The organism is Sphingomonas sp. IBVSS2 (genome assembly GCF_002127225.1).
Classification (GTDB): Bacteria; Pseudomonadota; Alphaproteobacteria; order Sphingomonadales; family Sphingomonadaceae; genus Sphingomonas.
On the sequence record NZ_NFUR01000001.1, the window covers coordinates 483,708 to 505,807 of the forward strand.

Annotated in this window: 27 protein-coding genes; 10 read left to right on the plus strand and 17 right to left on the minus strand. The window is 69.2% G+C overall.

Annotated features, from left to right (window positions below; genetic code table 11):
* Positions 1-23: 23 nt before the first annotated feature.
* Genes CAP40_RS02235 through CAP40_RS02250 form a run of 4 tightly spaced genes read left to right on the plus strand, consistent with a single transcriptional unit; the run spans position 24 to position 3,037 of the window.
* Entirely contained in the window at positions 24-1,160 is a 1,137-nt protein-coding gene (locus CAP40_RS02235) for a homoserine O-acetyltransferase (protein WP_086127717.1), read from the plus strand.
* The gene (locus tag CAP40_RS02240) at positions 1,157-1,594 is read left to right on the plus strand and encodes a GNAT family N-acetyltransferase (protein WP_086127718.1); all 438 of its coding nucleotides are present in this window, start codon (positions 1,157-1,159) and stop codon (positions 1,592-1,594) included. Before CAP40_RS02235 ends, CAP40_RS02240 begins: the two co-directional genes overlap by 4 nt.
* Complete coding sequence (metW, locus tag CAP40_RS02245) at positions 1,591-2,178, plus strand: methionine biosynthesis protein MetW (protein ID WP_086127719.1); 588 nt, start codon at positions 1,591-1,593, stop codon at positions 2,176-2,178. Before CAP40_RS02240 ends, metW begins: the two co-directional genes overlap by 4 nt.
* Before the next feature lie 4 nt (positions 2,179-2,182).
* Entirely contained in the window at positions 2,183-3,037 is an 855-nt protein-coding gene (locus CAP40_RS02250; RefSeq protein ID WP_086127720.1) for a pirin family protein, read from the plus strand.
* A 10-nt stretch (positions 3,038-3,047) separates the two neighbouring features.
* Here CAP40_RS02250 and CAP40_RS02255 read toward each other — a convergent pair whose 3' ends face one another.
* Positions 3,048-3,482, minus strand: a complete 435-nt coding sequence (locus CAP40_RS02255) for a hypothetical protein (protein ID WP_144034203.1) — start codon at positions 3,480-3,482, stop codon at positions 3,048-3,050.
* A gap of 46 nt (positions 3,483-3,528) precedes the next feature.
* Positions 3,529-4,083, minus strand: a complete 555-nt coding sequence (gene ssb / locus CAP40_RS02260; protein WP_086127722.1) for a single-stranded DNA-binding protein — start codon at positions 4,081-4,083, stop codon at positions 3,529-3,531.
* A gap of 41 nt (positions 4,084-4,124) precedes the next feature.
* On the opposite strand from ssb, the gene CAP40_RS02265 reads away from it, so the two are divergent.
* Positions 4,125-4,298: a DUF4169 family protein gene (locus tag CAP40_RS02265; RefSeq protein ID WP_086127723.1), complete on the plus strand. Its 174-nt coding sequence runs from the start codon at positions 4,125-4,127 to the stop codon at positions 4,296-4,298.
* Here CAP40_RS02265 and CAP40_RS02270 read toward each other — a convergent pair.
* The 4 genes from CAP40_RS02270 to CAP40_RS02285 form a co-directional block, all read right to left on the minus strand.
* Positions 4,295-6,145 (minus strand): ferrous iron transporter B, encoded by a 1,851-nt coding sequence (locus CAP40_RS02270; RefSeq protein ID WP_086127724.1) that lies wholly within the window; start codon positions 6,143-6,145, stop codon positions 4,295-4,297. The genes CAP40_RS02265 and CAP40_RS02270 overlap by 4 nt on opposite strands.
* Positions 6,142-6,414 (minus strand): FeoA family protein, encoded by a 273-nt coding sequence (locus CAP40_RS02275; protein ID WP_086127725.1) that lies wholly within the window; start codon positions 6,412-6,414, stop codon positions 6,142-6,144. The genes CAP40_RS02270 and CAP40_RS02275 overlap by 4 nt, the downstream gene beginning before the upstream one ends.
* A gap of 63 nt (positions 6,415-6,477) precedes the next feature.
* Entirely contained in the window at positions 6,478-7,137 is a 660-nt protein-coding gene (locus CAP40_RS02280) for a COQ9 family protein (protein ID WP_275914635.1), read from the minus strand.
* On the minus strand, positions 7,134-8,063 hold the full coding sequence (locus CAP40_RS02285) for a DMT family transporter (RefSeq protein ID WP_086127727.1): 930 nt from the start codon (positions 8,061-8,063) through the stop codon (positions 7,134-7,136). Before CAP40_RS02285 ends, CAP40_RS02280 begins: the two co-directional genes overlap by 4 nt.
* 56 nt (positions 8,064-8,119) lie before the next feature.
* Here CAP40_RS02285 and CAP40_RS02290 point away from each other — a divergent pair, with 56 nt between their 5' ends.
* Positions 8,120-9,214 carry an alkene reductase gene (locus CAP40_RS02290; protein ID WP_086127728.1) on the plus strand — a complete coding sequence of 365 codons (1,095 nt, stop codon included), beginning with the start codon at positions 8,120-8,122 and terminating at the stop codon, positions 9,212-9,214.
* Here the strand turns inward: CAP40_RS02290 and CAP40_RS02295 are convergent.
* The 9 genes from CAP40_RS02295 to CAP40_RS02335 form a co-directional block, all read right to left on the minus strand.
* The gene (locus tag CAP40_RS02295; RefSeq protein ID WP_144034204.1) at positions 9,211-9,654 is read right to left on the minus strand and encodes a hypothetical protein; all 444 of its coding nucleotides are present in this window, start codon (positions 9,652-9,654) and stop codon (positions 9,211-9,213) included. The genes CAP40_RS02290 and CAP40_RS02295 overlap by 4 nt on opposite strands.
* Positions 9,655-9,659: 5 nt before the next feature.
* A complete protein-coding gene (ribH, locus tag CAP40_RS02300) occupies positions 9,660-10,079 on the minus strand; it encodes a 6,7-dimethyl-8-ribityllumazine synthase (protein WP_086127730.1) in 420 nt (139 codons plus the stop codon).
* Position 10,080: 1 nt separating this feature from the next.
* Positions 10,081-11,229, minus strand: a complete 1,149-nt coding sequence (ribB, locus tag CAP40_RS02305; RefSeq protein WP_256923976.1) for a 3,4-dihydroxy-2-butanone-4-phosphate synthase — start codon at positions 11,227-11,229, stop codon at positions 10,081-10,083.
* A complete protein-coding gene (locus tag CAP40_RS02310) occupies positions 11,216-11,839 on the minus strand; it encodes a riboflavin synthase (RefSeq protein ID WP_086127731.1) in 624 nt (207 codons plus the stop codon). The genes ribB and CAP40_RS02310 overlap by 14 nt, the downstream gene beginning before the upstream one ends.
* Entirely contained in the window at positions 11,839-12,765 is a 927-nt protein-coding gene (gene ribD, locus CAP40_RS02315) for a bifunctional diaminohydroxyphosphoribosylaminopyrimidine deaminase/5-amino-6-(5-phosphoribosylamino)uracil reductase RibD (RefSeq protein WP_086127732.1), read from the minus strand. Before ribD ends, CAP40_RS02310 begins: the two co-directional genes overlap by 1 nt.
* A gap of 14 nt (positions 12,766-12,779) precedes the next feature.
* Positions 12,780-13,127: a hypothetical protein gene (locus CAP40_RS02320; protein WP_086128408.1), complete on the minus strand. Its 348-nt coding sequence runs from the start codon at positions 13,125-13,127 to the stop codon at positions 12,780-12,782.
* An 89-nt stretch (positions 13,128-13,216) separates the two neighbouring features.
* Positions 13,217-13,888 (minus strand): energy transducer TonB, encoded by a 672-nt coding sequence (locus CAP40_RS02325; protein WP_086128409.1) that lies wholly within the window; start codon positions 13,886-13,888, stop codon positions 13,217-13,219.
* An 85-nt stretch (positions 13,889-13,973) separates the two neighbouring features.
* Positions 13,974-15,299, minus strand: coding sequence for a glutamate--tRNA ligase (gene gltX, locus CAP40_RS02330; protein WP_086127733.1), 1,326 nt, complete (start codon positions 15,297-15,299; stop codon positions 13,974-13,976).
* Positions 15,300-15,340: 41 nt separating this feature from the next.
* Entirely contained in the window at positions 15,341-15,883 is a 543-nt protein-coding gene (locus CAP40_RS02335; RefSeq protein ID WP_086127734.1) for a YcxB family protein, read from the minus strand.
* Between the two features lie 70 nt (positions 15,884-15,953).
* Between CAP40_RS02335 and CAP40_RS02340 the strand changes: the two genes are divergently transcribed.
* A complete protein-coding gene (locus CAP40_RS02340; protein ID WP_086127735.1) occupies positions 15,954-16,889 on the plus strand; it encodes a ribose-phosphate pyrophosphokinase in 936 nt (311 codons plus the stop codon).
* A 1-nt stretch (position 16,890) separates the two neighbouring features.
* Here the strand turns inward: CAP40_RS02340 and CAP40_RS02345 are convergent, their stop codons facing one another.
* Entirely contained in the window at positions 16,891-17,640 is a 750-nt protein-coding gene (locus tag CAP40_RS02345; protein ID WP_086127736.1) for a sulfite exporter TauE/SafE family protein, read from the minus strand.
* 212 nt (positions 17,641-17,852) lie between these two features.
* Here CAP40_RS02345 and CAP40_RS02350 point away from each other — a divergent pair, with 212 nt between their 5' ends.
* Genes CAP40_RS02350 through CAP40_RS02360 form a run of 3 tightly spaced genes read left to right on the plus strand, consistent with a single transcriptional unit; the run spans position 17,853 to position 19,806 of the window.
* Positions 17,853-18,176 carry an antibiotic biosynthesis monooxygenase gene (locus CAP40_RS02350; protein WP_086127737.1) on the plus strand — a complete coding sequence of 108 codons (324 nt, stop codon included), beginning with the start codon at positions 17,853-17,855 and terminating at the stop codon, positions 18,174-18,176.
* Entirely contained in the window at positions 18,173-19,477 is a 1,305-nt protein-coding gene (locus CAP40_RS02355) for an MFS transporter (protein ID WP_086127738.1), read from the plus strand. Before CAP40_RS02350 ends, CAP40_RS02355 begins: the two co-directional genes overlap by 4 nt.
* A complete protein-coding gene (locus tag CAP40_RS02360) occupies positions 19,474-19,806 on the plus strand; it encodes a hypothetical protein (RefSeq protein WP_086127739.1) in 333 nt (110 codons plus the stop codon). The genes CAP40_RS02355 and CAP40_RS02360 overlap by 4 nt, the downstream gene beginning before the upstream one ends.
* Here CAP40_RS02360 and CAP40_RS02365 read toward each other — a convergent pair.
* On the minus strand, positions 19,803-22,097 hold the full coding sequence (locus CAP40_RS02365; RefSeq protein ID WP_086127740.1) for a CDC48 family AAA ATPase: 2,295 nt from the start codon (positions 22,095-22,097) through the stop codon (positions 19,803-19,805). The genes CAP40_RS02360 and CAP40_RS02365 overlap by 4 nt on opposite strands.
* Positions 22,098-22,100 lie beyond the last annotated feature (3 nt).

Consider the following 22,100-nt stretch of genomic DNA (forward strand, 5'->3'; position numbering starts at 1 on the left):
CACAGCCTCCTAACGACCGCGGAATGTCCGACGATCCGCGTTATGGCACTGGCCGTTCGGTGACGCTGCCGGGGCCGTTGCGCCTCGACGGCGGCGGGCTGCTGTCGCCGCTCGACATCGGCTACGAGACTTATGGCACGCTCGCCGCCGATGGCGGCAACGCGATCCTGGTGTGCCACGCCCTGACCGGCGACCAGCATGTCGCCTCCACCCATCCGCGCACCGGCAAGCCCGGCTGGTGGGCGCGCATGGTGGGGCCGGGCAAGCCGATCGACACCGATCGCTATTTCATCGTCTGCTCGAACGTGCTGGGCAGCTGCCTCGGCAGCTCCGGGCCGGCGACGGTCAATCCCGCCACGGGCAAGCCCTGGGGGATGGGCTTCCCGGTCATCACCATCCGCGACATGGTCCGCGCCCAGGCGATGCTGCTCGATCATCTCGGCGTAGGGAAGCTGTTCGCCGTGGTCGGCGGCTCGATGGGCGGCATGCAGGCGCTGAGCTGGGCGGCGACCTTCCCCGAGCGCGTCGCCTCGGCCGTGGTCATCGCCAGCGCCGCGCGGCATTCCGCGCAGAACATCGCCTTCCACGAAGTCGGCCGCCAGGCCGTGATGGCCGATCCCAAATGGCGCGGCGGCGACTATTATGCCGACAATGATCCCCCCGCCGCCGGGCTGGCGGTGGCACGGATGGCGGCGCACATCACCTATCTCTCCGAAGCGGGGCTCACCGCCAAGTTCGGCCGCAAGCTGCAGAGCCGGCCGGAGAAGCCGGACGGCGCCAAGACCTTCGGCTTCGACGCGGACTTCCAGGTGGAGAGCTATCTGCGCCACCAGGGCCTGGCGTTCGTCGACCGGTTCGACGCCAATTCCTATCTCTACATCACCCGGGCGCTCGACTATTTCGACCTGGCCGAGGAGCATGGCGGGCTGCTCGCCAGCGCCTTCCGGGGCAGCGGCGCGCGCTTCTGCGTGGTCAGCTTCGACACCGACTGGCTCTATCCGACGAGCGAATCGCGCACGATCGTCCATGCGCTCAACGCGGCGGGCGCGCGGGCCAGCTTCGTCGAGCTGCGATCGCCCTTCGGCCATGACGCCTTCCTGCTCGAGAGCCCCGAGCTCGACCGGGTGGTGCGCGGCTTCCTGGAAGCGGGGACGGCATGAGCGACTATCGCATCTCGTTCGACAAGGCCGAGCTGGATCTCGACCTGATCCATGCGTTCCTGAGCGGATCCTATTGGGCCAGGGGCATCCCGCGGCACATCGTCGAGAACTCGATCGGTAATTCCTTCTGCGCCGGCGCCTTCGCCAGGGACGAGGCAGGCCAGGACGAGCAGGTGGGCTTCGCCCGGGTGATCACCGATCGCGCGACCTTCGCCTATCTGGCGGACGTGTTCGTGCTGCCGGCGCACCGGGGCCGGGGCGTGGCGACCCGGATGCTCGAAGCGGTGCAGGCGCATCCCGAGCTGGCCGGCCTGCGCCGCTGGCTGCTCTTCACCCGCGACATGCAGCCGCTCTATGCCAAGCTCGGCTGGACGCAGATCCCGCATCCCGAGCGCTGCATGGAGCGGCACGACGTGGATCTCTACACGCGATGACCCTGCGTCCCGACCTGGCGATCATCGCGGCGAACGTGGCGGCGGGCAGCCGCGTGCTCGACGTGGGCTGCGGCGACGGCGCGCTGATGGCGGCGCTGCGCGACACCCGCCAGGTCGATGCGCGCGGGCTGGAGCTCGACGCGGGCGACGTGGCGGCGGCGGTGGGCCGGGGGCTCTCGGTGGTACAGGGCGATGCCGACACCGACCTGGCCGACTATCCCGACAACAGCTTCGACTATGCCATTCTCAGCCAGACGCTGCAGACCACCCGCCACCCGGACAGGGTGCTGGAGAATCTGCTGCGCATCGGCAAGCACGCCTTCGTCTCCTTCCCCAATTTCGCCCATTGGCGGGTGCGCGCCTCGCTGCTGTTCGGCGGCCGGATGCCGGTGACGCGGCTGCTGCCGGTCGAATGGTATGCCACGCCCAACATCCACCATGTGACCGTCGACGACTTCCGCGCGTTCGTGCAGGGCCGGGGGATCGCGCTGGAGGGCAGCTGGTTCCTCTCGGGCGACCAGAGCTGCGGATCGGCAATGGCCAATCTGTTCGCCGAACATGCGGTGTTCCTGCTGAGGAGGTGATGCGATGCGGACGGTGAAGCGGGTGCACCCGGCCTTTCGCGACGACATCGGCGATCTCGTCACGCGGCGGCCGGTGCCGGGCCCGGCGATCGGGCATGTCGGCACCTTCCTGTTCCTCAACCATCACGGCCCGCAGACCTATCCGGCGAACAATCGCGGCCTGCCCTTCGGCCCACATCCGCATCGCGGCTTCGAGACGGTGACGTTCATCCTGGCGGGCGAACTGGCGCATACCGACAGCGCCGGCCATGCGAGCGTCATTCGCGCCGGGGGCATCCAGTGGATGACTGCGGGCAGCGGCATCGTCCATGCCGAAGTCTCCCCCGCCGGGTTCAAGCGCGACGGCGGCCCGATGGAGATCCTCCAGCTCTGGGTGAACCTGCCCGCCAGGCTCAAGATGACCGCGCCGCGCTACATCGGCGCGCAGGCCGGGGCGATTCCGTCGGTCACCGCCGATGGTGCCACCGTTCATCTGGTCTCCGGCGAGCTCGGCGGCGCGAAGGGCGTGGTCGATTCGCTGACCGGCGTCTTCCTGAGCTGGGTGGAGATCGCGGCCGGCGGCAGCGTGACCTTTTCCGGGCTCGAGGGGCGTGACGTGTTCCTCTACGCCGTGCGGGGCGTGTTCCACGTGGAAGGCACGGCGGTCGCGCATTTCCATCTCGCCGAGCTGGCCCCTGGCGACACGGTGACGATCACCGCCGACGCCCCCGCGCTGTTCCTGTTCGGCCACGCCGCGCCGATCGACGAGCCGATCGTGGCGCACGGGCCCTTCGTGATGAACAGCGAGGCCGAGATCCGCCAAGCTTATCAGGACTATCAGGCGGGCAAGTTCGGCGTCGCCGAGATCGTCGAGGCCTGAATTTGCGGGCCTAGCGCCTCACGCCCCAGTTCACGATGACGTTGGTGGTCGCCGTGCCCGATTCGGCCATCACCCGCAGCGTGCGCCGGTCGCCCTCCGTCGCGCTGAACGACTTGCCGTCCTCGATACCGAGCGACAGGCCCGAGGCGATGGCCTGCTGCTTCGACCAGGCGAGAATCGCCGCGGGCGTGGCGAAATCGGTGTAGATCACCGTGCCGCTGCGCCTGCCCGTCACCGCCACGTCCCCGCTGGTGCAGCTGATGATCTTGGCTTCCTTGTAGACCGGCACGAAATCGGGCTTGTCGTTGCAGGTGCCGGCGGCGACCTTGGCGGGCACGCCCTTCGAGGTCGCCTCGATCACGTTCTGCGCGGCCGGGTCGTTGGTCGTCTTGGGGCCGCCACAGGCCGCCGCCAGCAGGGCCAATCCAGTCACTGCGCCACGCATGGAGATCCCTCCTGGTTCAGTGCGGCCAGGCTCGGAACGGCCAGGCTCAGAACGGAACGTCGTCGTCCAGATCGTCGGGGAAGCCGCCGCCGAAGCTGCCGCCGCCGCCACCGCCCGAACGCTGGCCGCCGCTGTTGAAATTGCCGCCGCCCCGGCTGGACGACTGACCGGCAAACTCATCGCCGCCGCCCGGGTTCCAATCGTCGCCGCCCGAGGAGCGGCCACCGCCACTACCGCCACCGCCGCCGGGCGCGCCGTCGAGCATGGTGAGCACCGAGTTGAAGCCCTGGAGCACGATCTCGGTCGAATAGCGGTCCTGGCCGTTCTGGTCCTGCCATTTGCGGGTGGTCAGCGCGCCTTCGATATAGACCTTGCTGCCCTTGCGCAGATAGCGCTCGGCGACATTCGCCAGGCCTTCGTTGAAGACCTTGACCGTGTGCCACTCGGTCTTTTCCTTGCGCTCGCCCGAGTTGCGATCCTTCCAGCTTTCCGAGGTGGCGATGCGCAGCTCGACCACCTTGCCGCCATTCTGGAAGCTGCGGCTCTCGGGATCGCGCCCGAGATTGCCCACCAGGATCACTTTGTTGACGCTGCCCGCCATGGAAACTCCGCTTCGAAATCTGTAGATGCTTTGGTGAGGATATGGCCGAGATCATCAACTTCAACAAGGCGCGCAAGGCCAGGGCAAAGGCCGAGAAGCCGATCCGTGCACAGGAAAATCGCGCGCGCTTCGGCCGAACCAAGGCCGAGAAGCAGGCCGAGGCCGCCGAAAAGGCGCGCATCGCGAAGGCGCTGGACGATGCCAGGCGCGACTAGAGCCCCAGCGCCACCGCGCTCCAATAGGTGAGCCCCGCCGCCGCATAGGCGAGCGTGAAGAGATAGCCGATCATGAACATCGGCCATTTCCAGCCATTGGTCTCACGCCGCGTCACCGCGATCGTCGAAATGCACTGTGGGGCGAAGACGAACCACATCAGGAAGGCGAGCGCGGTCGGCAGGCTCCAGCGCTTGCGCAGATTCTCGGTGATCGTCGCCTCGCCCTTGGCATCCTCGGGATTGTCGACGGCATAGACGGTGCCGATCGCCGCGACCGCCGCCTCGCGCGCCGCCATTGCGGGAAGCAGCGCCAGCGAGATGTCGTGATTGAACCCGATCGGCTTCACCACGACTTCGATCCCGCTCGCGATGCGCCCGGCGATCGAATATTCGCTCTGCTTCATGCCCGCCGGCGCCTGGGGGAAGGTGGCGAGCAGCCACAGGATGGCGACGGTGGCGGCGATGGTGGTGCCGGCGCGCTTCAGGAAGATCTCGGCGCGCTGCCACAGGCCGAGCACGATGTCGCGCAGGCGCGGCAGCTGGTATTTGGGCATCTCCATCATGAAGCCCGACGTCGCACCCTTCGTCACCGTGCGGCGGAGCAGCAGCGCCGCGCAGAAGGCGCCGGCGATGCCGAGGATATAGAGCCCGAACAGCACCAGCCCCTGCAGTCCGATGCCGGGCAGCACCGCGCGATCGGGAATCAGCGCGCCGATGATGATCGCATAGACCGGAAGGCGCGCCGAGCAGGTCATCAGCGGCGCGATCAGGATGGTGGTGAGCCGGTCCTTCTCGTCGGCGATGGTGCGCGTCGCCATGATGCCGGGCACCGCGCAGGCGAAGCTGGAGAGCAGGGGAATGAACGCGCGGCCGGACAGGCCGACACCGGCCATCACCCGGTCCATCAGCATCGCGGCGCGGACCATGTAGCCGGTCGCCTCGAGCACCAGGATGAAGGCGAACAGGATCAGGATCTGCGGCAGGAAGACGACGACGGCACCGACACCCGCGATCAGGCCCTGGACGAGGAAGTCGCGGAGGAACCCGTCGGGCAGCGCGCCGGCGACGGCGCCCTCGAGCCAGGCCATGCCCGCCTCGATCCAGCCCATCGGCGCTTCGGCCCAGGCGAAGACCGACTGGAACATGACGAACATCAGCGCGAGCAGGATGATCGGCCCGGCGACCGGATGGAGCACCACCGCGTCGATCCGGTGGGTCCAGCGGCGCGCGGCCGTCTCCGAGACGGTGACCGCGGCGGCGATCTGGCGGGCGCGGCGCTGGAGGACGACGATGTCGTGCTGGACGCCCGCGCCCTCGCGCAGCTTGTGATTGCCCCTGACCGCGTCGCCCAGCCGCTCCTTGAGCGCGTCGATCCCGCGCTTGCGCACCGCAACGGTGGCGACCACCGGCACGCCGAGCTCGCGCTCCAGCGCCTCGGCATCGAGGATCAGGCCGTCGCGCTCGGCCATGTCGACCATGTTGAGCGCAACCACCATGGGCAGGCCCAGGGCGATCAACTGGAGCGTGAAGCGCAGGTGATTGTCGAGATTGGTGGCGTCGACCACCACGATGATCGCATCGGGCAGCTTCTCGCCCTGCTGCTTGCCGAACAGCACGTCGCGCGTCACAGCCTCGTCGGGCGAGGACGGATCGAGGCTGTAGGTGCCGGGCAGGTCGAGCAGCTCGACCGGCCGGCCGTCGGGCAGCGACAGGCGGCCGGCATGGCGCTCCACGGTGACGCCCGGATAATTGCCGACCTTCTGCCGCGCGCCGGTCATCGCGTTGAACAGGGCGCTCTTGCCGGCATTGGGATTGCCGACCAGCGCAACCAGCGGCGCGGCGTTCATGCGCCGGGACTGACGTGGATCGCCGAGGCGACGTGGCGGCGCAGCGCGACGATCATCCGGCCGATCCGGCAGGCGATCGGCCCGCCGCCGAGCAGGCCCGACTTGTGGAGCAGCTCGACCTCGACGCCCTCGTCCAGCCCCAGCTCGCGCAGGCGCCGGCCTTCGGGCTCGCTAAGCTTGCTCCAGTCGATCGTGGCGACGGCCGCGGGCTTGTGGCGGGGCAGGCTGGCAAGCGGTACGGGCACGGGAATCGCAGCGGGGGCATTCATGCTGCGAGTCATTATCAATTGCGAGTGCCCTGCGCCAGTGGGATTGTCCTGCGCCGCCCCCGATCAAACCGCCGGGTAGCGCAGCCTGCCGATGAAGCGGGAAAGGCTGAAGCGATGCTCGGGCGGTGTCAGCCATTTCGCCTTGGCCCGCTCGAACTGCATGATGTTCTCGATCCGGCGGGCGAGGAAGGCACGCGTATCGGCCTGGCCCTCGCTCTCGTCGTCGAGGAACACCGCGATCGTCGCGGCATAGACGGCGCCCAGCGTCACGCGCTTGGAATAATGGTTGTAGTCGGTCGTGGTGTCGCCGGCGGCGCGCCACATCGCATCGGCGGCGCGCCAGCCGAGCCGCGCCCCGCGCGCGGCGTTCTGCGGCATGGCGAGGATGGCGAGCGCGCGTCGCAACGCCTCGCGGTGCGGGGCGGCGAGATCGAGCCGGGCCTCGACCAGCGAAGTGATACGGGCGCGAATCTTCATGTCGCCAAGCTGCTCCGGCGTGAAGCGGGCGAGCATCGCGGCGTCGATCGCGGCGAACCAGGCGTCGATCATCGCCACCGGCCCGTCGGTGAAGGCGAGCCGGGCGACGTCGCGATCGACGCCCAGGCCGTCCGCCGCGGCGTCGAGCGCGCGGTTGTTCCAGCCGTCGAACGCCGCATTGGCCGCCACTTCCGGCGCCAGCGCGGTGCGAAGTTCGTCGAGAGTCGCGTCCTTCAGGTCCATCATGCCGGTTTAGCCTCCCCGGCTTCCGGCGCAACCCGTGCGCCGCCGCTGCGCACCAGCACCAGCGCGATCGCCACCAGCACCGCGCCGATACAATCGGCGACGCCCAGCCGCTCTCCATAGGCGATCCAGCCGACGGTGCCCGCGACGATCGGCTGGGTGAGCAGCGCGATGCCGACGACGAGGGGCGGGAGAAGGCCGATCGCATAGATCATCAGCCCCTGCCCCACCACCTGGCTCGCCAGCGCCAAGCCGATCAGCACGCCCCAATGCCCCGGCCAGAATTTCTCGCCGAAGAACAGGGCGGCGAGCAGCAGCGGAAACAGGCTGGCGAGCGTGGAGAGGGCGAGCGCCGGAAGCGGCGCCATCGCTTCGCGCGCCTTGCCCATCAGCACGAAATAGACGGTGTAGAGCGTGCCCGCGAGCAGGCAGAGCAGGTCGCCGACCAGATGATCGGGCGAGAGCTGATAGGAACGGCCGAGCAGCAGCCCCGCCCCCGCCGCGGCCAGCGCCAGCGCGATCCCCTGGGTCCGCGTCGGCCACATGCGCGCGACGAGGAAGCCGTAGATCGGGTACATCAGCGTCGCCGAATTGCCGAACAGAGTCGCATTGGCGAGCGTGGTCTGCAGGATGCCGACATGCCAGCTCGCCAGGTCCGCCGCGAAGGCGATGCCGCCAAGGGCGATCGGCAGCCACAGCCCGCGCGCCGGGGCGAAGGGGCGCTTCTGGCCGGCAAAGGAAAGCACGACCAGGATCGGTGCGGCGAGCGCGATGCGCCAGAAACCGGCCGCCACCGGCCCGACATCGGCCAGCCGCACGAACCACGGCCCGAAGGCGAGCGCGACGTTGCCGGCAAGCAATGCCGCGATCGGCAACGCAGAGGCGGTTTGCGGTGCGGTAGCTTTTCTTGGGGGTCCGGGCCGATGCATGCGCCCCCTTAGCCACCTATTTGGCCGCCGTCACAGTCGTTAGGGAAACTGCCTCGATGCCGAGCCTGTTCGATCCGATCCAACTGGGCGCGATCCATGCGCCGAACCGCATGCTGATGGCGCCGCTGACCCGCGGGCGCGCGACCCGCGCACATGTGCCGACGCCGATCATGGCCGATTATTACGCCCAGCGGGCAAGCGCCGGGCTGATCATCTCCGAGGCGACCGGCATCAGCCAGCAGGGCCTGGGCTGGGCCTATGCCCCCGGCCTGTGGAACGACGCGCAGACCGATGCCTGGAAGCCGATCGTGGAAGCGGTGCACCAGGCCGGCGGACGCATCGTCGCGCAGCTCTGGCACATGGGCCGGCTGGTCCATTCCGACTTCCTGGACGGCGCCCCGCCCGTCTCGGCCTCCGCCACCACCGCGCCGGGCACCGTCCGCACCTATCCGGCGGAGGACAGCGGCGAGATCCGGCGCCCCTATGGCGAAGCGCGGCCGCTGCGCACCGACGAGATCCCCGGCATCCTCGACGATTATGCCAATGCCGCCCGCAATGCGATCCGCGCCGGCTTCGACGGCGTGCAGATCCACGCCGCGAACGGCTATCTGATCGACCAGTTCCTGCGCGACAATTCCAACTTCCGCGACGACGGCTATGGCGGGTCGATCCCCAACCGGGTGCGGCTGCTGCGCGAAGTGACGCAGCGGGTGGTCGACACGATCGGCGGCGAGCGTACCGGCGTGCGGCTCTCCCCCAATGGCGAAGTGCAGGGCGTCAACGACAGCAGCCCGCACGCGCTGTTCGAAGCGGCGGCGGCGGCGCTCGACGCGATCGGCATCGCCTTTCTCGAGATGCGCGAGCCGCGGGCCGGCGGCACGCGCGGGCTGCCCGATCATCCGCCGGTGCACCCGGTGATGCGCAAGGTGTTCAAGGGCCCGCTGGCGCTCAACGCCGACTATCATTTCGACGACGCCCAGGCTGCGCTCGATGCGGGCGAGGCCGATGCGATCGCCTTTGGCCGCACCTTCCTCGCCAATCCGGACCTGCCGCGGCGGCTGCGCGAAGGCCTGCCGCTCAATCCGCAGCGCGAGGACCTGTTCTATATCGGCGGGACCGAGGGCTATACCGACTATCCGGTGGCGGTTTAGCCGCCCTTCGCGTCGAGCGCGGTGAGCCAGCTGGTGGCGGCGGTGCGGAGGCCGCCACGCGCCTTGGGATTGAACAGCAGGAAGCCCAGCACGATCAAGGCCGGCCAGCCGATGACGGCAAGAAAGAAGCCGCCGACGACGATCAGCACGAGCAGCGCCACGCCGAGCTGGGTCTGGCCGTCCCGGTCGATCCGGATCGTGCGCGGCGCTTCATTGTCATACCAGCGCGCGGTGACCAGGCCGAACCCCTCCCCGCCCGCATCGCGGCCGCGCGGCGGGGACGGGCTGGCCGGCCGCGGCGCCTCCATCCGGCGGCGTTTCTCGCCCGGCATCTCGGGCGCGGCGGGAACCGGGCGGACCGGCTCCCCCGCCAGCGTATCGATCACGACCAGCCGGCGCCCCTGCTCCACTACGCGGTAGCGGGAGGGGGGCATGTCCATGGCCGTCAGCCCAGCCGGCTCTTGAGCGCCAGCATCGCCAGCGCGGCCTTGGCGGCTTCCCCGCCCTTGTCCTTCTCGTCGGGCTTCGCGCGCGTGAGCGCCTGGGCCTCGTTCTCGACGGTGAGGATGCCGTTGCCGATCGGGATCCCGTCCATCGCCAGCGCCATCAGGCCATGCGCGCTTTCGTTCGAGACGATCTCGAAATGATAGGTCTCGCCGCGGATCACCACGCCGAGCGCGACGAACGCATCGTAGCGGCCGGTCTCGGCGGCCATCGCCACCGCACCCGGAATCTCCAGCGCGCCCGGCACCGTAATGGTCTCGTGCTGATGCCCGGCCGCCTCGATCGCGCCGCGCGCGCCTTCGAGCAGCAGGTCATTCAGATGCGCGTAGAAGCGCGCTTCGACGATCAGGACACGTGCCAAGTCATTCTCCGGTATCGATGGGATGCTCGCCGACGATCGACAGGCCGTAGCCGTCGAGCCCGACCAGCGTGTGATGGGTGTTGGTGAGCAGGATCATGTCCTGCACGCCGAGTTCGGTGAGGATCGTCGCGCCGACGCCGTAATCGCGCAGCTCGTCCATGTCCTTGGCCTCGAGCGTGCCGGCGCGTGCCTGGAGCGCGACGGTGAACTGGTCCGGGCGCGGCTTGTTGATCACGACCACGACGCCCGCGCCTTCCCGGGCGATGATCTCCATCGAACGGCGCAGCAGCCCGCCGCGCTCGCCGCCCTCGCCGAAGATGTCGGAGAAGGGCGAAAGCGCATGCATGCGGACGAGCGTCGGCCGGGCCGGGTCGATCCTGCCCTTGACCAGCGCGACCTGCTCGCTCTCCGTCGCCTTGTTCCAGAAGGTCATCGCGGTCCATTCGCCGCCCCATTCGCTCTCGAAACGCGTCTCGGCGCGCTTCTCGACGAGATGGTCGTGGCGGCGGCGATAGGCGATCAGGTCGCGGATCGTGCCGAGCTTGAGGTTGTGGAACTGGGCGAAGGCGATGAGATCGTCGAGACGGGCCATGGTGCCGTCGTCCTTCATGATCTCGCAGATCACACCCGACGGGTTGAGCCCGGCGAGCCGCGCCAGATCGACCGCCGCCTCGGTATGGCCGGTGCGGACGAGGACGCCGCCGTCGCGGGCGATCAGCGGGAAGACATGGCCAGGCGAAGTGATCGCATCCGGCCCGTTGGCCGCATCGATCGCCACCGCGACCGTGCGCGCGCGATCGGCGGCCGAGATGCCGGTCGAAATGCCTTCCTTCGCCTCGATCGAAACGGTGAACGCCGTGCCCAGCGGCGTGCCGTTGATGCGCGCCATCGGCTCGAGCTGGAGCTGGCGGCCCCGCTCCGAAGTGAGCGCGAGACAGATCAGCCCGCGGCCGAAGCGCGCCATGAAATTGACTGCGTCGGGCGTCGCCATCTGGGCGGGGATGACGAGATCGCCTTCGTTCTCGCGGTCCTCGTCATCCACCAGGATGACCATCCGGCCGTTGCGGGCCTCGTCGATCAGCTCCTCGGGCGAGGAGAGGAAGGCGTGCTTCAGGCGCCCCAGTTCATTGGCTCGTTCAGGCTTTGCCACGGAGCGCCTCCATGCGCTGCAGATAACGGGCGAGCACGTCGATCTCCAGATTGACGGCCTGCCCTGCTTCGAGTGCGCCGAATGTAGTGACTGCGGCGGTGTGGGGAATGATGTTGAGGTCGAATTCCACCCCTTCGGCCGTATCGCGCACCGCATTGACCGTGAGCGAGACGCCGTCGACGGTGATCGAGCCCTTGGGTGCGACATAGGGCGCCAGCTCGGGGCCGGCGAGGAGGACGACATGGTGCGAGCCGCCGATCTCCTCGATCGCCTTCACCGTGCCGATCCCGTCGACATGGCCGGTGACGATATGCCCGCCCAGCTCGTCGCCCAGGCGCAGCGCCCGCTCGAGGTTGAGCTTGCGGCCCGAGGCCCACATGCCCGGCGCGGTGCGGCCGATCGTCTCGCCCGAGACGTCGAACGCGACCCAGCCGCCGCCCCCCGCGCCCACACCTTTATCGACCACCGTCAGGCACACGCCCGAGCAGGAGATCGAGGCGCCGAGGTCGATGCCCGCGGTTTCATAGGCGGTGGAGACGCGGACATGCAGGTCGCCCTGCCTGTCGGCCGCCTCGACCGTGCCGATATCGGTGACGATTCCAGTAAACATTATGCGCGCTCGTAGACCTCCAGCCTGTCACTGCCAAGCATGCGGCTGTCGACCAGCCGCCAGCGGCCATGGGCGTCGCCCAGCCGGGCGAGCCCGATATCGCCGAGCGCCGCCCTGCCCTCCCCGATCAGGATCGGCGCGCGATAGAGCAGCATCCGGTCGACCAGGTCGGCGCGGAGAAAGGCCGAGGCGGTCTCGGCCCCACCCTCGACGAAGAGATGGTCGACGCCCTCGATCGCCGCAATGTCCTCCGGGCGCTTCAGATCGCCGGTGGCGGAAAGCACCAGCCGGCGCGGCGAGCGATCCTCAAGGCCGGGCAGGCGGACATCGAGTCGCGGCTTGTCGAACTCCATCGTGCGGCGACCGACGAGGATCGCTTCGTGCCGGGCGCGCTCCAGATGGGTATGCGCGCGGGCCTGTGCGCCCGTGATCCAGCGGCTCTCGCCCGAAGGAAGCGCGATGCGGCCATCGAGCGAAGTCGCCAGCTTGAGCGTGACGAACGGACGCCCCCTTTCCAGCCGCGTCAGGAAACCGGCCATGGAACGGCGTGCGTCGGCGGCGCGGACGCCCTCCACCACCTCGATCCCGGCGGCGCGCAGGCGGGCGGCGCCCGCCCCGTCGGTGCGCGGATCGGGATCGCCGAGCGCGATCACCACCCGGGCGACGCCGGCCGCGACGAGCAGGTGCGAACAGGCCGGGCCGCGCGCCGATTCATGCGCGCAGGGCTCGAGCGTGACATAGCAAGTCGCGCCGCGCGACTTCTCCCCCGCCTGGGCCAGCGCCATCGCCTCGGCATGGGGGCGGCCGCCCGGCTGGGTCCAGCCGCGGCCGACCACGATTCCGTCCCGCTCGATCACGCAGCCGACATTGGGATTGGGCGCGGTGCGCCCCCGCCCGCGCTCGGCCAGCGCGAGCGCGGCGCCCATCCGGCGCGCATCGCTCAGAAGCCGTGGCTGGTCAGCCAATCGTCATATTTCTTGAATTCGGCCTGGCGCTTCTTCTGCGCCGCCTCGATCGCCGCCTTGCGCTTCAGCTCCTCGGGCAGGTCCTTGGCCTGTTGCGCCTTGATGTCGGCGTCGCTGCGGTCGAGCCGCCATTGCTGCACATAGATGATGTCGCGCTTGTAGGGCGTGGCGACGTTCGAATCCTTCACGAACATCCACAGGATCACGAGCGTGACCACCATGGCCAGCATCATGAACCACAGCTCATAGGGCTTGCGGGTGGCAAGCCAGCGCCGCAGGTCGCCGAATGCGCGCAGGGGGTTGAATCTCTGAAGGTAACTCATCTCGCCACCGAAGATAGGAGCGCGGAGGCCCGAGAGCCAGCCCCCGCGCTCCATCAAGGACGTTGCGTTACCGGTCCTTGATCTGGCCGCTACTGGTCCTTGATCTGGAACGTGACGCTGAGCGTCATCCAGCTCTCCTCGGCCACGCCGCCGCGCGTCGCCGGCTTGAACCGCCATTTGGACAGCGCCTGCTGTTTCGTCGCCTCGAAGAAGGCGGCGCTGGTGGCGCTGACCTGCTCGACCGCCTTCACCCGGCCATCCGGCCCGACCAGCACCCGGACCGAGACGCGTCCGTCGCGCTGGGCGCGCAGTTCCGAGGCGGGATAGCTGGGCTGGAAGGCATCGGCATAGCGCGGGTCGCGCTTCGCGCCGATAAGGGCGGGGGCCGGCTTGGGCGGATCGACCACGACCGGCGGGCCGACCTCGACCGGCTTGGCGATATCCGGCTGCACCGGCGGGATGTCCGGCGTGGTCCGCATCACCGGATTGCTGTCCGTCTTCACGATCGGATCCGGCACGGTCGGCAGGGGCTGGGTCGGCGTCTCCGCCTTGATCTTCGGCTGTTCCTTGGGCGGGTCGAGCGGCGGCGGCGGGACCGTCTCGCGGACATTGTAGGTTTCCATGGCCGGATCCTTGAAGATCCGGACGACGTTCGGCGCCGAATAGATCATCCCGGTGATGATCGCCCCGCTGATGAGCAGCGACGCCCCGATGCTGACGGCGCGCGATTGCTGGGGCTGGTAGCGATGTTCGGCATACATGGCGTTGCACTCCATCTCCAACGCCGGTCCAGGCCGGCATAAGCGATGATACAACATTACATATCCGGCGCAAATGCTTTCTCGATCATTCCTTCCCGAGGCGCGCCAGGGCATTTTCCTTGCCGATCAGCGGGAGCAGGGCGGCCATGTCCGGCCCATGCTCGCGGCCGGTAAGGGCGAGTCGCAGGGGCAGGAACAGGGCGCGGCCCTTGCGGCCGGTGGCCTGTTTCAGCGCGCCGGTGAGCGCCGGCCAGGGATCGGACCAGTCGATCCCCTCGGCGAGCCCCGCGGCAAGGGCGAGGAAGGCGCGGTCCTCCTCGGGGATCGTCGCGGCGACCGGGCCCTCGACCACGCGCCACCAGTCCGCCGCCTCGGCGACGGTCGACAGATTGGGGCGGATCGCTTCCCAGCCGGCCGCGCCCATCCCCGCCGGCAGCCGGTCCTGCACCGCGTCGAAGCCGAGCTGGTGGACGATGCGGGCATTGAGCTGGGCCAGTTCCTCCTCGTCGAAACGCGCGGGCGCGCGGCCGAAGCGCGCGAAGTCGAAGCTGGCGACCAGGGGCGCGACGTCGACGAGCGGCTCGACGGGGTCGCTGGTGCCGAGCCGCGCGAGCAGGGCGATCAGCGCCTGGGGCTCGATGCCCAGTTCGCGGAAATGGGCGATGCCGAGCGAGCCCAGGCGCTTGGAGAGCTTGCCTTCGGCGCCGGTGAGCAGCGCCTCGTGCGCGAACCGCGGCGCGGCGGCGCCGAGCGCCGCGAACATCTGGAGCTGGGTCGCGGTATTCGAGACATGGTCCTCGCCGCGCACGACATGGGAGATACTCATGTCGACATCGTCGATCACCGAGGGGAGGAGATAGAGCCAGGAGCCGTCGGCGCGGCGCACCACCGGGTCGCTCATCGTCTTCGGATCGAAGCGCTGGGGCCCGCGGACCAGATCGTCCCATTCGATCATGGCGTCATGATCGAGCCGGAAGCGCCAGTGCGGGCGGATGCCCTGCGCCTCGAACTTCGCCTTGTCCGCGTCGGCCAGCGCCAGCGCGGCCCGGTCATAGACCGGGGGCAGGCCGCGGCCGAGCAGCACCTTGCGCTTGAGGTCGAGCTCCTGTGCGGTCTCGTACGCCGGATAGACCCGGCCGGCGGCCTTCAGCTCCGCGAAGCGCGCCTCGTAGCGGTCGAAGCGGGCGGACTGGCGCTCTTCCCCGTCCGGCACCAGCCCCAGCCAGGCGAGATCGGCGCGGATCGCCTCGACGAAGCGCTCCTCCGAGCGCTCGCCATCGGTGTCGTCGATACGCAGCAGGAAGCGGCCGCCATGGCCGCGCGCGAACATCCAGTTGTGCAGCGCGGTTCGGATATTGCCGACATGGAGCGTGCCCGTGGGGCTCGGCGCGAAACGAGTGATGACGGTCATTGCGGCGCTCTACCGGGCGGGCGCGGCGCGCGCAAACCGGCTCAGAGGCGGCGCAGGCCCGATGCTTCCAGGATCGCGCGCAGCGCCTCCGCCTGTCCCGCAGCCAGCGCGGAGGACGGGATCACCTGATATTGCTGGTCGTTGAAATAGAGGCAGAAGCCCGAACGCGCGGCGTGCCAGCCATGATAGTCGCTCCAGGCGAGCTCGGTCTCGCCGTGCGCCGAGCGCGCCGACATGCCGGCGGCGGACCAGGTGGCCTCGACCGGGCGCTGCCAGATCGCGCTCTGGGACACCAGCCGCCGGATCCGGCGCGGCAGGAACAGGTAGAGGAGCCCGTAGATCAGCAGGAGCAGCACGACCAGCTCGGCCGCGAAGACCAGCATCCACCACAGCGGATCGTCGCCAAGCGCCAAGCCGAGCACCGCGCCGATGGCGAGCATGAGGAGCAGGCCGACCCCCATCCGGATCCAGGCGCGGCGCGAACGGAGATAGCGCCGGAGATTGGCGCGCGCCGCCGCTATCTGGGCATCGGCGTCGAGCACATAAGTCACAGTCGTCGCGGGTTCTGCATGCACAAGTGCCATCTGCTCTTTTCAACCCCGCCCTTTGGCCTCTAATGCGCCTGCAGCGTAGCAAGCCTGGGGAGTGGCGCACATGAAATTGATGGCCGGCAATTCGAACCTGCCGCTCGCCAAGGCGATCGCCGAGTATCTCGAGATCCCGCTGACCCAGGCGAACGTCCGCCGCTTCGCCGACGAGGAGATCTTCGTCGAGATCCTCGAGAATGTCCGCGGCGAGGACGTGTTCGTGATGCAGTCCACTTCGTTCCCGGCGAACGACAATCTGATGGAGATGCTGATCATGATCGATGCGCTGAAGCGCGCATCGGCCCGGCGCATCACCGCGGTGCTCCCCTATTTCGGCTATGCCCGCCAGGACCGGAAGCCCGGCCCCCGCACCCCGATCTCCGCCAAGCTGGTCGCCAACCTGGTCACCACCGCGGGCGCCGACCGCGTGCTCTCGGTCGACCTGCACGCCGGGCAGATCCAGGGCTTTTTCGACATCCCGACCGACAATCTCTTCGCCGCCCCGGTGATGAGCGCCGACATCCACAGCCGCTTCCCGGGCAAGCAGTGGATGGTCGTCTCGCCCGACGTGGGCGGCGTGGTCCGCGCCCGCGCGCTGGCCAAGCGGCTCGACAACGCCCCGCTCGCCATCGTCGACAAGCGCCGCGAGCGCCCGGGCGAATCGGAAGTGATGAACATCATCGGCAATGTCGAAGGGCGCTTCTGCATCCTGATCGACGACATCGTCGATTCTGCGGGCACGCTGTGCAACGCCGCCGCCGCGCTCAAGGCCTCGGGCGCCGAAGACGTGGTCGCCTATTGCACGCACGGCGTGCTCTCGGGCGGCGCCGTGGCTCGCGTCGACGGATCGGCGCTGGCCGAGCTCGTGATCACCGATTCGATCGGCAACCATGCCGTGATCGCCGAGAGCAGCAAGATCCGCCACCTGACGATCGCGCCCCTGCTCGCCGAGGCGATCAAGCGCATCGCGGACGAGAGCTCGGTCTCCTCGCTGTTCGACTGAGCTAGCGGATCGCCTCGGCGACGAGGGCGAGGCCGACCAGGATCATCAGCACATGGATCGCGGTGTAGAATCGCGCCGCATCGACTCTGCGCACCAGCCGGACGCCGGCGATGGTGGAGATCAGCGCGAGCGGCAGCAGCGCGGCCGACGTCATGACGTTCGCCGCGGTGAACTGGCCGAGCGCCCAATAGGCGGGCACCTTGATCCAGTTGGTCGCCGCGAAGAAGAGCGCGGTGGTGCCGACCAGCACGTCGCGCGGCAGGTTGCGGGGCAGCACCCAGAGCTGGAAGGGCGGCTGGCCGGCATGGGCGATCTGGCTGGTGAAGCCCGAGGCCATGCCGAACAGCGATCCGATCCAGTCCGGCCAGCGCGCAGTGTCGCGCGGCGCGGCATGGCGGGCGGCCCGGAGGCGATAGGCGCCGAACAGGATCGAGATCGCCCCGACCATCGCCATCACCGCCGCGGAGGAGACGCTCGCCGCGAACCCATAGCCGAGCGCGATGCCGAGCATCGAGCCGGGCAGCATCCAGCCGAGCAGCCGCCAGTCGACCGTGCGGCGAAACGCCCAGACGCCGACCACGTCCTGCGCGATCAGGATCGGCAGGGTGATCGCGGCGGCCCGCACCGGGTCGACCGCAAAGGCGAGGAGCGGCAGCGACAGCGCGCCCATGCCGGCGAACCCGCCCTTGCTGAGGCCGAGCAGGATTACCGCGGGCACGGCAAGCGCGTAGAATTGCCAATCGGTGATCATCGGGCGGGGCTAGGGACAAATGCACGGGAGGGGAAGCAGGCAGCCGATTCCCACATCGTCATGCTGAACTTGTTTCAGCATCCAAGGTGCCGCGACGGATATCGCTGGGGGGAGAGTTGGACCCTGAAGCAAGTTCAGGGTGACGGTGGGTTGGGCCCCGAAACGTCGTTGCGGGTTTGCCTGCGCGCGCAAACTGCCTAATCCAATCCGCCATGGCAGAGGATCGTACCGGGCAGACCGCCGTCCTGTTCATCTCCGCGCGCACGGGGGAAGACGCCGAGGGCTATGCGATAGCCGCCGCGGCGATGGACGCGCTCGCCGCCGAGCAGCCCGGCTATCGCGGCGTCGACCATGTCGGCGACGCGGACGGCCAGGCGATCACCATCAGCTACTGGGCCGACGAGGCCAGCGCGATCGCATGGCGCAAGCATCCCGAACATGCCGAGACGCGCGAGGCGGGGCGCGGGCGCTGGTATGGCTGGTACATGCTCCACGTCGCCACGATCGGGCGGAGCTACAGCTGGGAGCGGAAATGAAGTTCCGGCGCTTCGACCGGACCTTCGCGCTGCTCTTCACCGTGATGCTGGCGATAGCGGCCGGCAATACCGCGCTGCAATCGGTGCTGCCCGCGCTCGGCCGCTCGCTGCACGCGCCGGACAGCGCCGTCGCCGCCGTCTTCTCGGTCTCCGCGCTGCTCTGGGTGATCGCCGCGCCCTTCTGGGCCAACCGGTCCGACCGGCATGGCCGGCGCGCGATGGTATTGGTGGGCGTCGGCGGCTTCACCGTGTCGCTGGGGCTGTGCGGGCTGTGCCTGGCCATGGGGATCAACGGCCTGCTCGGCCCGGTGGCCACCTTCATCGCCTTTGTCGCGGGGCGGGTGATCTACGGCACCTTCGGATCGGCGGCGCCGCCGGCGGTGCAGGCGATCGTCGCCGGCCGCACCAGCCGCGAGGAGCGGACCGGCGCGCTCACCCTGCTCGCCTCGGCCTTTGGGCTGGGCACGATCCTGGGCCCGGCGATCGCGCCCTATCTGGTGATGGGGCGGCTCTGGCCGGAGGGGCCGATGATCGGGCTGGCCGGACCGGCCTTCGCCGCCAGCGCGGTGGGCGTGGTGATCTGGATCGCCGCCGCGCGCGGCCTGCCCAAGGATGAGGGCAACGCCCATGGCGCCGCCACTTCCTATCCCTCGATCGGCGGACAGGGCACCGGCGCCACGGTGACCGCCGCCACCGCCGCCGAGACCAGCGAGAACATCCGCTATTTCGACCCGCGCATTCGGCCCTGGATCGTCGCGGGGCTGATCATCGGCCACGCCCAGGCGATGACCGGCCAGGCGATCGGCTTCCTGATCATCGACCGGATGCACCTGCCCCCGGCCGAGGCGCTGCAGCCCACCGGGCTGGTGCTGATGCTGGGCGCGGGCGCGTCGCTGCTCGCGCAATGGGGGCTGATCCCGATGCTCGACCTGCGCCCGCGCGCGCTGGTGCTGACGGGGGCGACGCTGGGCGCCTTTGGCTGCGTCGCGACGGGCACGGCGACGACGCTCTACGGCATCGCGCTCGGCTATGCGCTGATCGCGCTCGGCATGGGCTTTGCGCGGCCGGGCTTCACTGCCGGCGCCTCGCTTGGCGTGGGCCCCGAATCGCAGGGATCGGTGGCGGGCAAGGTAACCTCCGTGAACGGCGCGGCATTCGTGCTCGGGCCGTCGATCGGGGTGGGCCTGTACGAACTGTGGCGGCCGCTGCCCTATCTGACCGCGGCGGGATGGCTGGCATGCCTGCTGGTCTATGCCTGGGTGGCGACGCGAGCATCCCAGCCGAAGGGGGACGGCCGATGATCGCGGATGACAATGAAACCTGGCTGCTGGAAGCCGGGCACGCGGTCATCGAGAAGAGGGTTGCCGCCGGTGGGTTGCCGCACGCGCCGCGCGAACGCTTGATCCACTGCCTGTGGGTTGCCGACTACGGCATGCGCAATGCCGGCGATTTGGCCACGGCTGCCGACCTGCATCCCCTGTTCCGGGAAGACGGGCTGGCGGCGGCGCGGGAGCTTGCGCTTCCCTGCGCCACCGCGGCCTTTGGCCTTTCCATCGACGAACTCGAACGAAACTATTTCGAGCTCTTCGACGGCATCATCGCCGAGATCAAGGGCAGGGCTTCCGCCTAGTCCGCGCCCTTCGGCCCGTGCCCGCGCAGCATGCCGGGCGCGATGAAGCCGATCGGCTGGATCGCCAGGGCCTGCTGCTTCAGCCGGCCCGACATCGCCTGATACTCCTCCTCCATCTCCGGCGTGACCGTGGCGCGCGAATCGGCGAGCGCCTCGTCGAAATGCGCCATCGTCACTTCGCGCGTGTCGAGCGACTGGCGAAGCGCGATCAGGCCGGCCCGGCGGACCACGTCCTCCAGATCGGCGCCGGTATAGCGCTCGGTCCGCCCCGCGATCGAACGCAAGTCGACATCCGCGGCGAGCGGCATCTTCTCGGTCTGGATCTCCAGGATCCGCTCGCGCCCGGCGGCATCGGGCACGCCGACATAGACCAGCTCGTCGAACCGCCCCGGGCGCAGCAGCGCGGGATCGATCAAGTTCGGCCGGTTGGTCGCGCCGATCACCACCACCGACTGCAGCTCCTCGAGCCCGTCCATCTCGGAGAGGATCGTGTTGACCACGCGCTCGGTCGCCTGGGGCTCGCCCAGGCCGCCGCCGCGCGCGGGAACGAGCGAATCGAGCTCGTCGATGAAGACCACGCAGGGCGCGACCTGGCGGGCGCGGGCGAACAGCCGGGCGATCTGCTGCTCGCTCTCGCCATACCATTTCGACAGCAGGTCGCTCGACTTGGTGGCGATGAAATTCGCCTCCGCCTCACGCGCCACCGCCTTGGCGAGCAAGGTCTTGCCGGTGCCGGGCGGGCCATAGAGCAGGAACCCCTTGGCCGGGCGGATGCCGAGGCGGCGAAAGGCGTCGGGATCCTTGAGCGGCAGCTCCACGCCTTCCCTCAACCGCATCTGCGCATCGTCGAGCCCGCCGACATCCTCCCAGCGGACGCGCGGCGCCTCGACCATCACTTCGCGCATCGCCGAGGGCTGGACGCGCTTCAGCGCCTCGAGGAAATCCTCGCGGGTGACCGACAGCGTATCGAGCACCTCGTGTGGAATCGTGCCTTCCGCCAGGTTGAGCCTGGGCATGATCCGGCGCACCGCCTCGATCGCCGCCTCGCGGGCGAGCGCGGACAGGTCGGCGCCGACGAAACCATAGGTGGTACGCGCCAGCTCGCCGAGATCGACCTTGTCGCCCAGCGGCATGCCGCGCGTGTGGATGCCCAGGATCTCGCGGCGGCCGCGCTCGTCGGGCACGCCGACGATGATCTCGCGGTCGAACCGGCCCGGCCTGCGCAGGGCTTCGTCGATCGCGTCGGGCCGGTTGGTCGCGGCGATGACCACGATGTTGGCGCGCGATTCGAGCCCGTCCATCAACGTGAGCAGCTGGGCGACCAGGCGCTTCTCCGCCTCGCCCGACACCTGGCCGCGCTTGGGGGCGATCGAATCGATCTCGTCGATGAAGACGATCGACGGGGCCGCCTTGGCTGCGTCCTCGAAGACCTGGCGCAGCCGGCTCTCGGATTCGCCATAGGCCGAACCCATGATCTCCGGGCCGTTGATCAGGAAGAATTGCGCGTCCGATTCATTCGCGACGGCACGGGCGAGGCGCGTCTTGCCGGTGCCGGGCGGGCCGTGCAGCAGCACGCCCTTGGGCGGATCGACGCCCAGACGCTGGAACAGCTCGGGATAGCGCAGCGGCAGCTCGACCATCTCGCGCAGCTGGTCGATCGTGCCGGCCATGCCGCCGATATCGTCATAGGTGACGTCGGCGCGCCGGCCGTCGCCCGCGGCCTCCTCATATTCGGGGCGCAGCTCCACCTCGGTATTCTCGTCGATATGGACGATGCCCTTGGGGCTCGCGGCGACCACGGTGAGCCGGATCTCCTGCAGCGCATAGGCCGGGGCGCGGAGGAACTGGGCGACCTGGGGCGGGATGTCGGCACGCTGCTGGCCGGCGGTGGCGACGACGTCGCCCTGGGCCAGCGGGCGCTGGAAGAAGACGCGCTTCAGCGCCTCGCCGCTGCCCTGGAGACGCAGATTCTGCTGCGCGGGCGCGAACACCACCCGCGTCGCCGGCTTGGACACGGCCTTGCGCACTTCGACGAAATCGCCCGAGCTGGCGCCGGCATTGGCACGCTGGAGCCCGTCGATGCGCAGGATCTCGAGGCCCTCGTCCTCGGCATAGGGCAGCACGGCGAGCGCGGGGGTGGCGCGCTTGCCGACGATCTCGATCACATCGCCTTCGGCAAGGCCGAGCCGCGCCATCAGCGCGCGCGGCAGATGCGCGAGGCCCCGGCCACTGTCCTCGGGCCGGGCATTGGCAACCTGCAGCCTGGCGGGCTGCCCTTCTTCGTCCGCCATCCT

Excerpts from the sequence above, each read along its gene's own strand:
- CAP40_RS02275 (WP_086127725.1), bottom strand. The coding sequence starts at position 6,414 with ATGAATGCCCCCGCTGCGATTCCCGTGCCCGTACCGCTTGCCAGCCTG.
- CAP40_RS02240 (WP_086127718.1), top strand. The coding sequence starts at position 1,157 with ATGAGCGACTATCGCATCTCGTTCGACAAGGCCGAGCTGGATCTCGAC.
- CAP40_RS02290 (WP_086127728.1), top strand. The coding sequence starts at position 8,120 with ATGCCGAGCCTGTTCGATCCGATCCAACTGGGCGCGATCCATGCGCCG.
- CAP40_RS02255 (WP_144034203.1), bottom strand. The coding sequence starts at position 3,482 with ATGCGTGGCGCAGTGACTGGATTGGCCCTGCTGGCGGCGGCCTGTGGC.
- CAP40_RS02250 (WP_086127720.1), top strand. The coding sequence starts at position 2,183 with ATGCGGACGGTGAAGCGGGTGCACCCGGCCTTTCGCGACGACATCGGC.
- CAP40_RS02320 (WP_086128408.1), bottom strand. The coding sequence starts at position 13,127 with ATGAGTTACCTTCAGAGATTCAACCCCCTGCGCGCATTCGGCGACCTG.
- CAP40_RS02335 (WP_086127734.1), bottom strand. The coding sequence starts at position 15,883 with ATGGCACTTGTGCATGCAGAACCCGCGACGACTGTGACTTATGTGCTC.
- CAP40_RS02295 (WP_144034204.1), bottom strand. The coding sequence starts at position 9,654 with ATGGACATGCCCCCCTCCCGCTACCGCGTAGTGGAGCAGGGGCGCCGG.
- gltX (WP_086127733.1), bottom strand. The coding sequence starts at position 15,299 with ATGACCGTCATCACTCGTTTCGCGCCGAGCCCCACGGGCACGCTCCAT.
- CAP40_RS02350 (WP_086127737.1), top strand. The coding sequence starts at position 17,853 with ATGGCAGAGGATCGTACCGGGCAGACCGCCGTCCTGTTCATCTCCGCG.
- CAP40_RS02345 (WP_086127736.1), bottom strand. The coding sequence starts at position 17,640 with ATGATCACCGATTGGCAATTCTACGCGCTTGCCGTGCCCGCGGTAATC.
- CAP40_RS02340 (WP_086127735.1), top strand. The coding sequence starts at position 15,954 with ATGAAATTGATGGCCGGCAATTCGAACCTGCCGCTCGCCAAGGCGATC.
- CAP40_RS02285 (WP_086127727.1), bottom strand. The coding sequence starts at position 8,063 with ATGCATCGGCCCGGACCCCCAAGAAAAGCTACCGCACCGCAAACCGCC.
- CAP40_RS02310 (WP_086127731.1), bottom strand. The coding sequence starts at position 11,839 with ATGTTTACTGGAATCGTCACCGATATCGGCACGGTCGAGGCGGCCGAC.
- metW (WP_086127719.1), top strand. The coding sequence starts at position 1,591 with ATGACCCTGCGTCCCGACCTGGCGATCATCGCGGCGAACGTGGCGGCG.
- CAP40_RS02270 (WP_086127724.1), bottom strand. The coding sequence starts at position 6,145 with ATGAACGCCGCGCCGCTGGTTGCGCTGGTCGGCAATCCCAATGCCGGC.
- CAP40_RS02280 (WP_275914635.1), bottom strand. The coding sequence starts at position 7,137 with ATGATGGACCTGAAGGACGCGACTCTCGACGAACTTCGCACCGCGCTG.
- CAP40_RS02235 (WP_086127717.1), top strand. The coding sequence starts at position 24 with ATGTCCGACGATCCGCGTTATGGCACTGGCCGTTCGGTGACGCTGCCG.
- CAP40_RS02365 (WP_086127740.1), bottom strand. The coding sequence starts at position 22,097 with ATGGCGGACGAAGAAGGGCAGCCCGCCAGGCTGCAGGTTGCCAATGCC.
- CAP40_RS02265 (WP_086127723.1), top strand. The coding sequence starts at position 4,125 with ATGGCCGAGATCATCAACTTCAACAAGGCGCGCAAGGCCAGGGCAAAG.
- ssb (WP_086127722.1), bottom strand. The coding sequence starts at position 4,083 with ATGGCGGGCAGCGTCAACAAAGTGATCCTGGTGGGCAATCTCGGGCGC.
- CAP40_RS02360 (WP_086127739.1), top strand. The coding sequence starts at position 19,474 with ATGATCGCGGATGACAATGAAACCTGGCTGCTGGAAGCCGGGCACGCG.
- CAP40_RS02355 (WP_086127738.1), top strand. The coding sequence starts at position 18,173 with ATGAAGTTCCGGCGCTTCGACCGGACCTTCGCGCTGCTCTTCACCGTG.
- CAP40_RS02325 (WP_086128409.1), bottom strand. The coding sequence starts at position 13,888 with ATGTATGCCGAACATCGCTACCAGCCCCAGCAATCGCGCGCCGTCAGC.
- ribD (WP_086127732.1), bottom strand. The coding sequence starts at position 12,765 with ATGGGCGCCGCGCTCGCGCTGGCCGAGCGCGGGCGGGGGCGCACCGCG.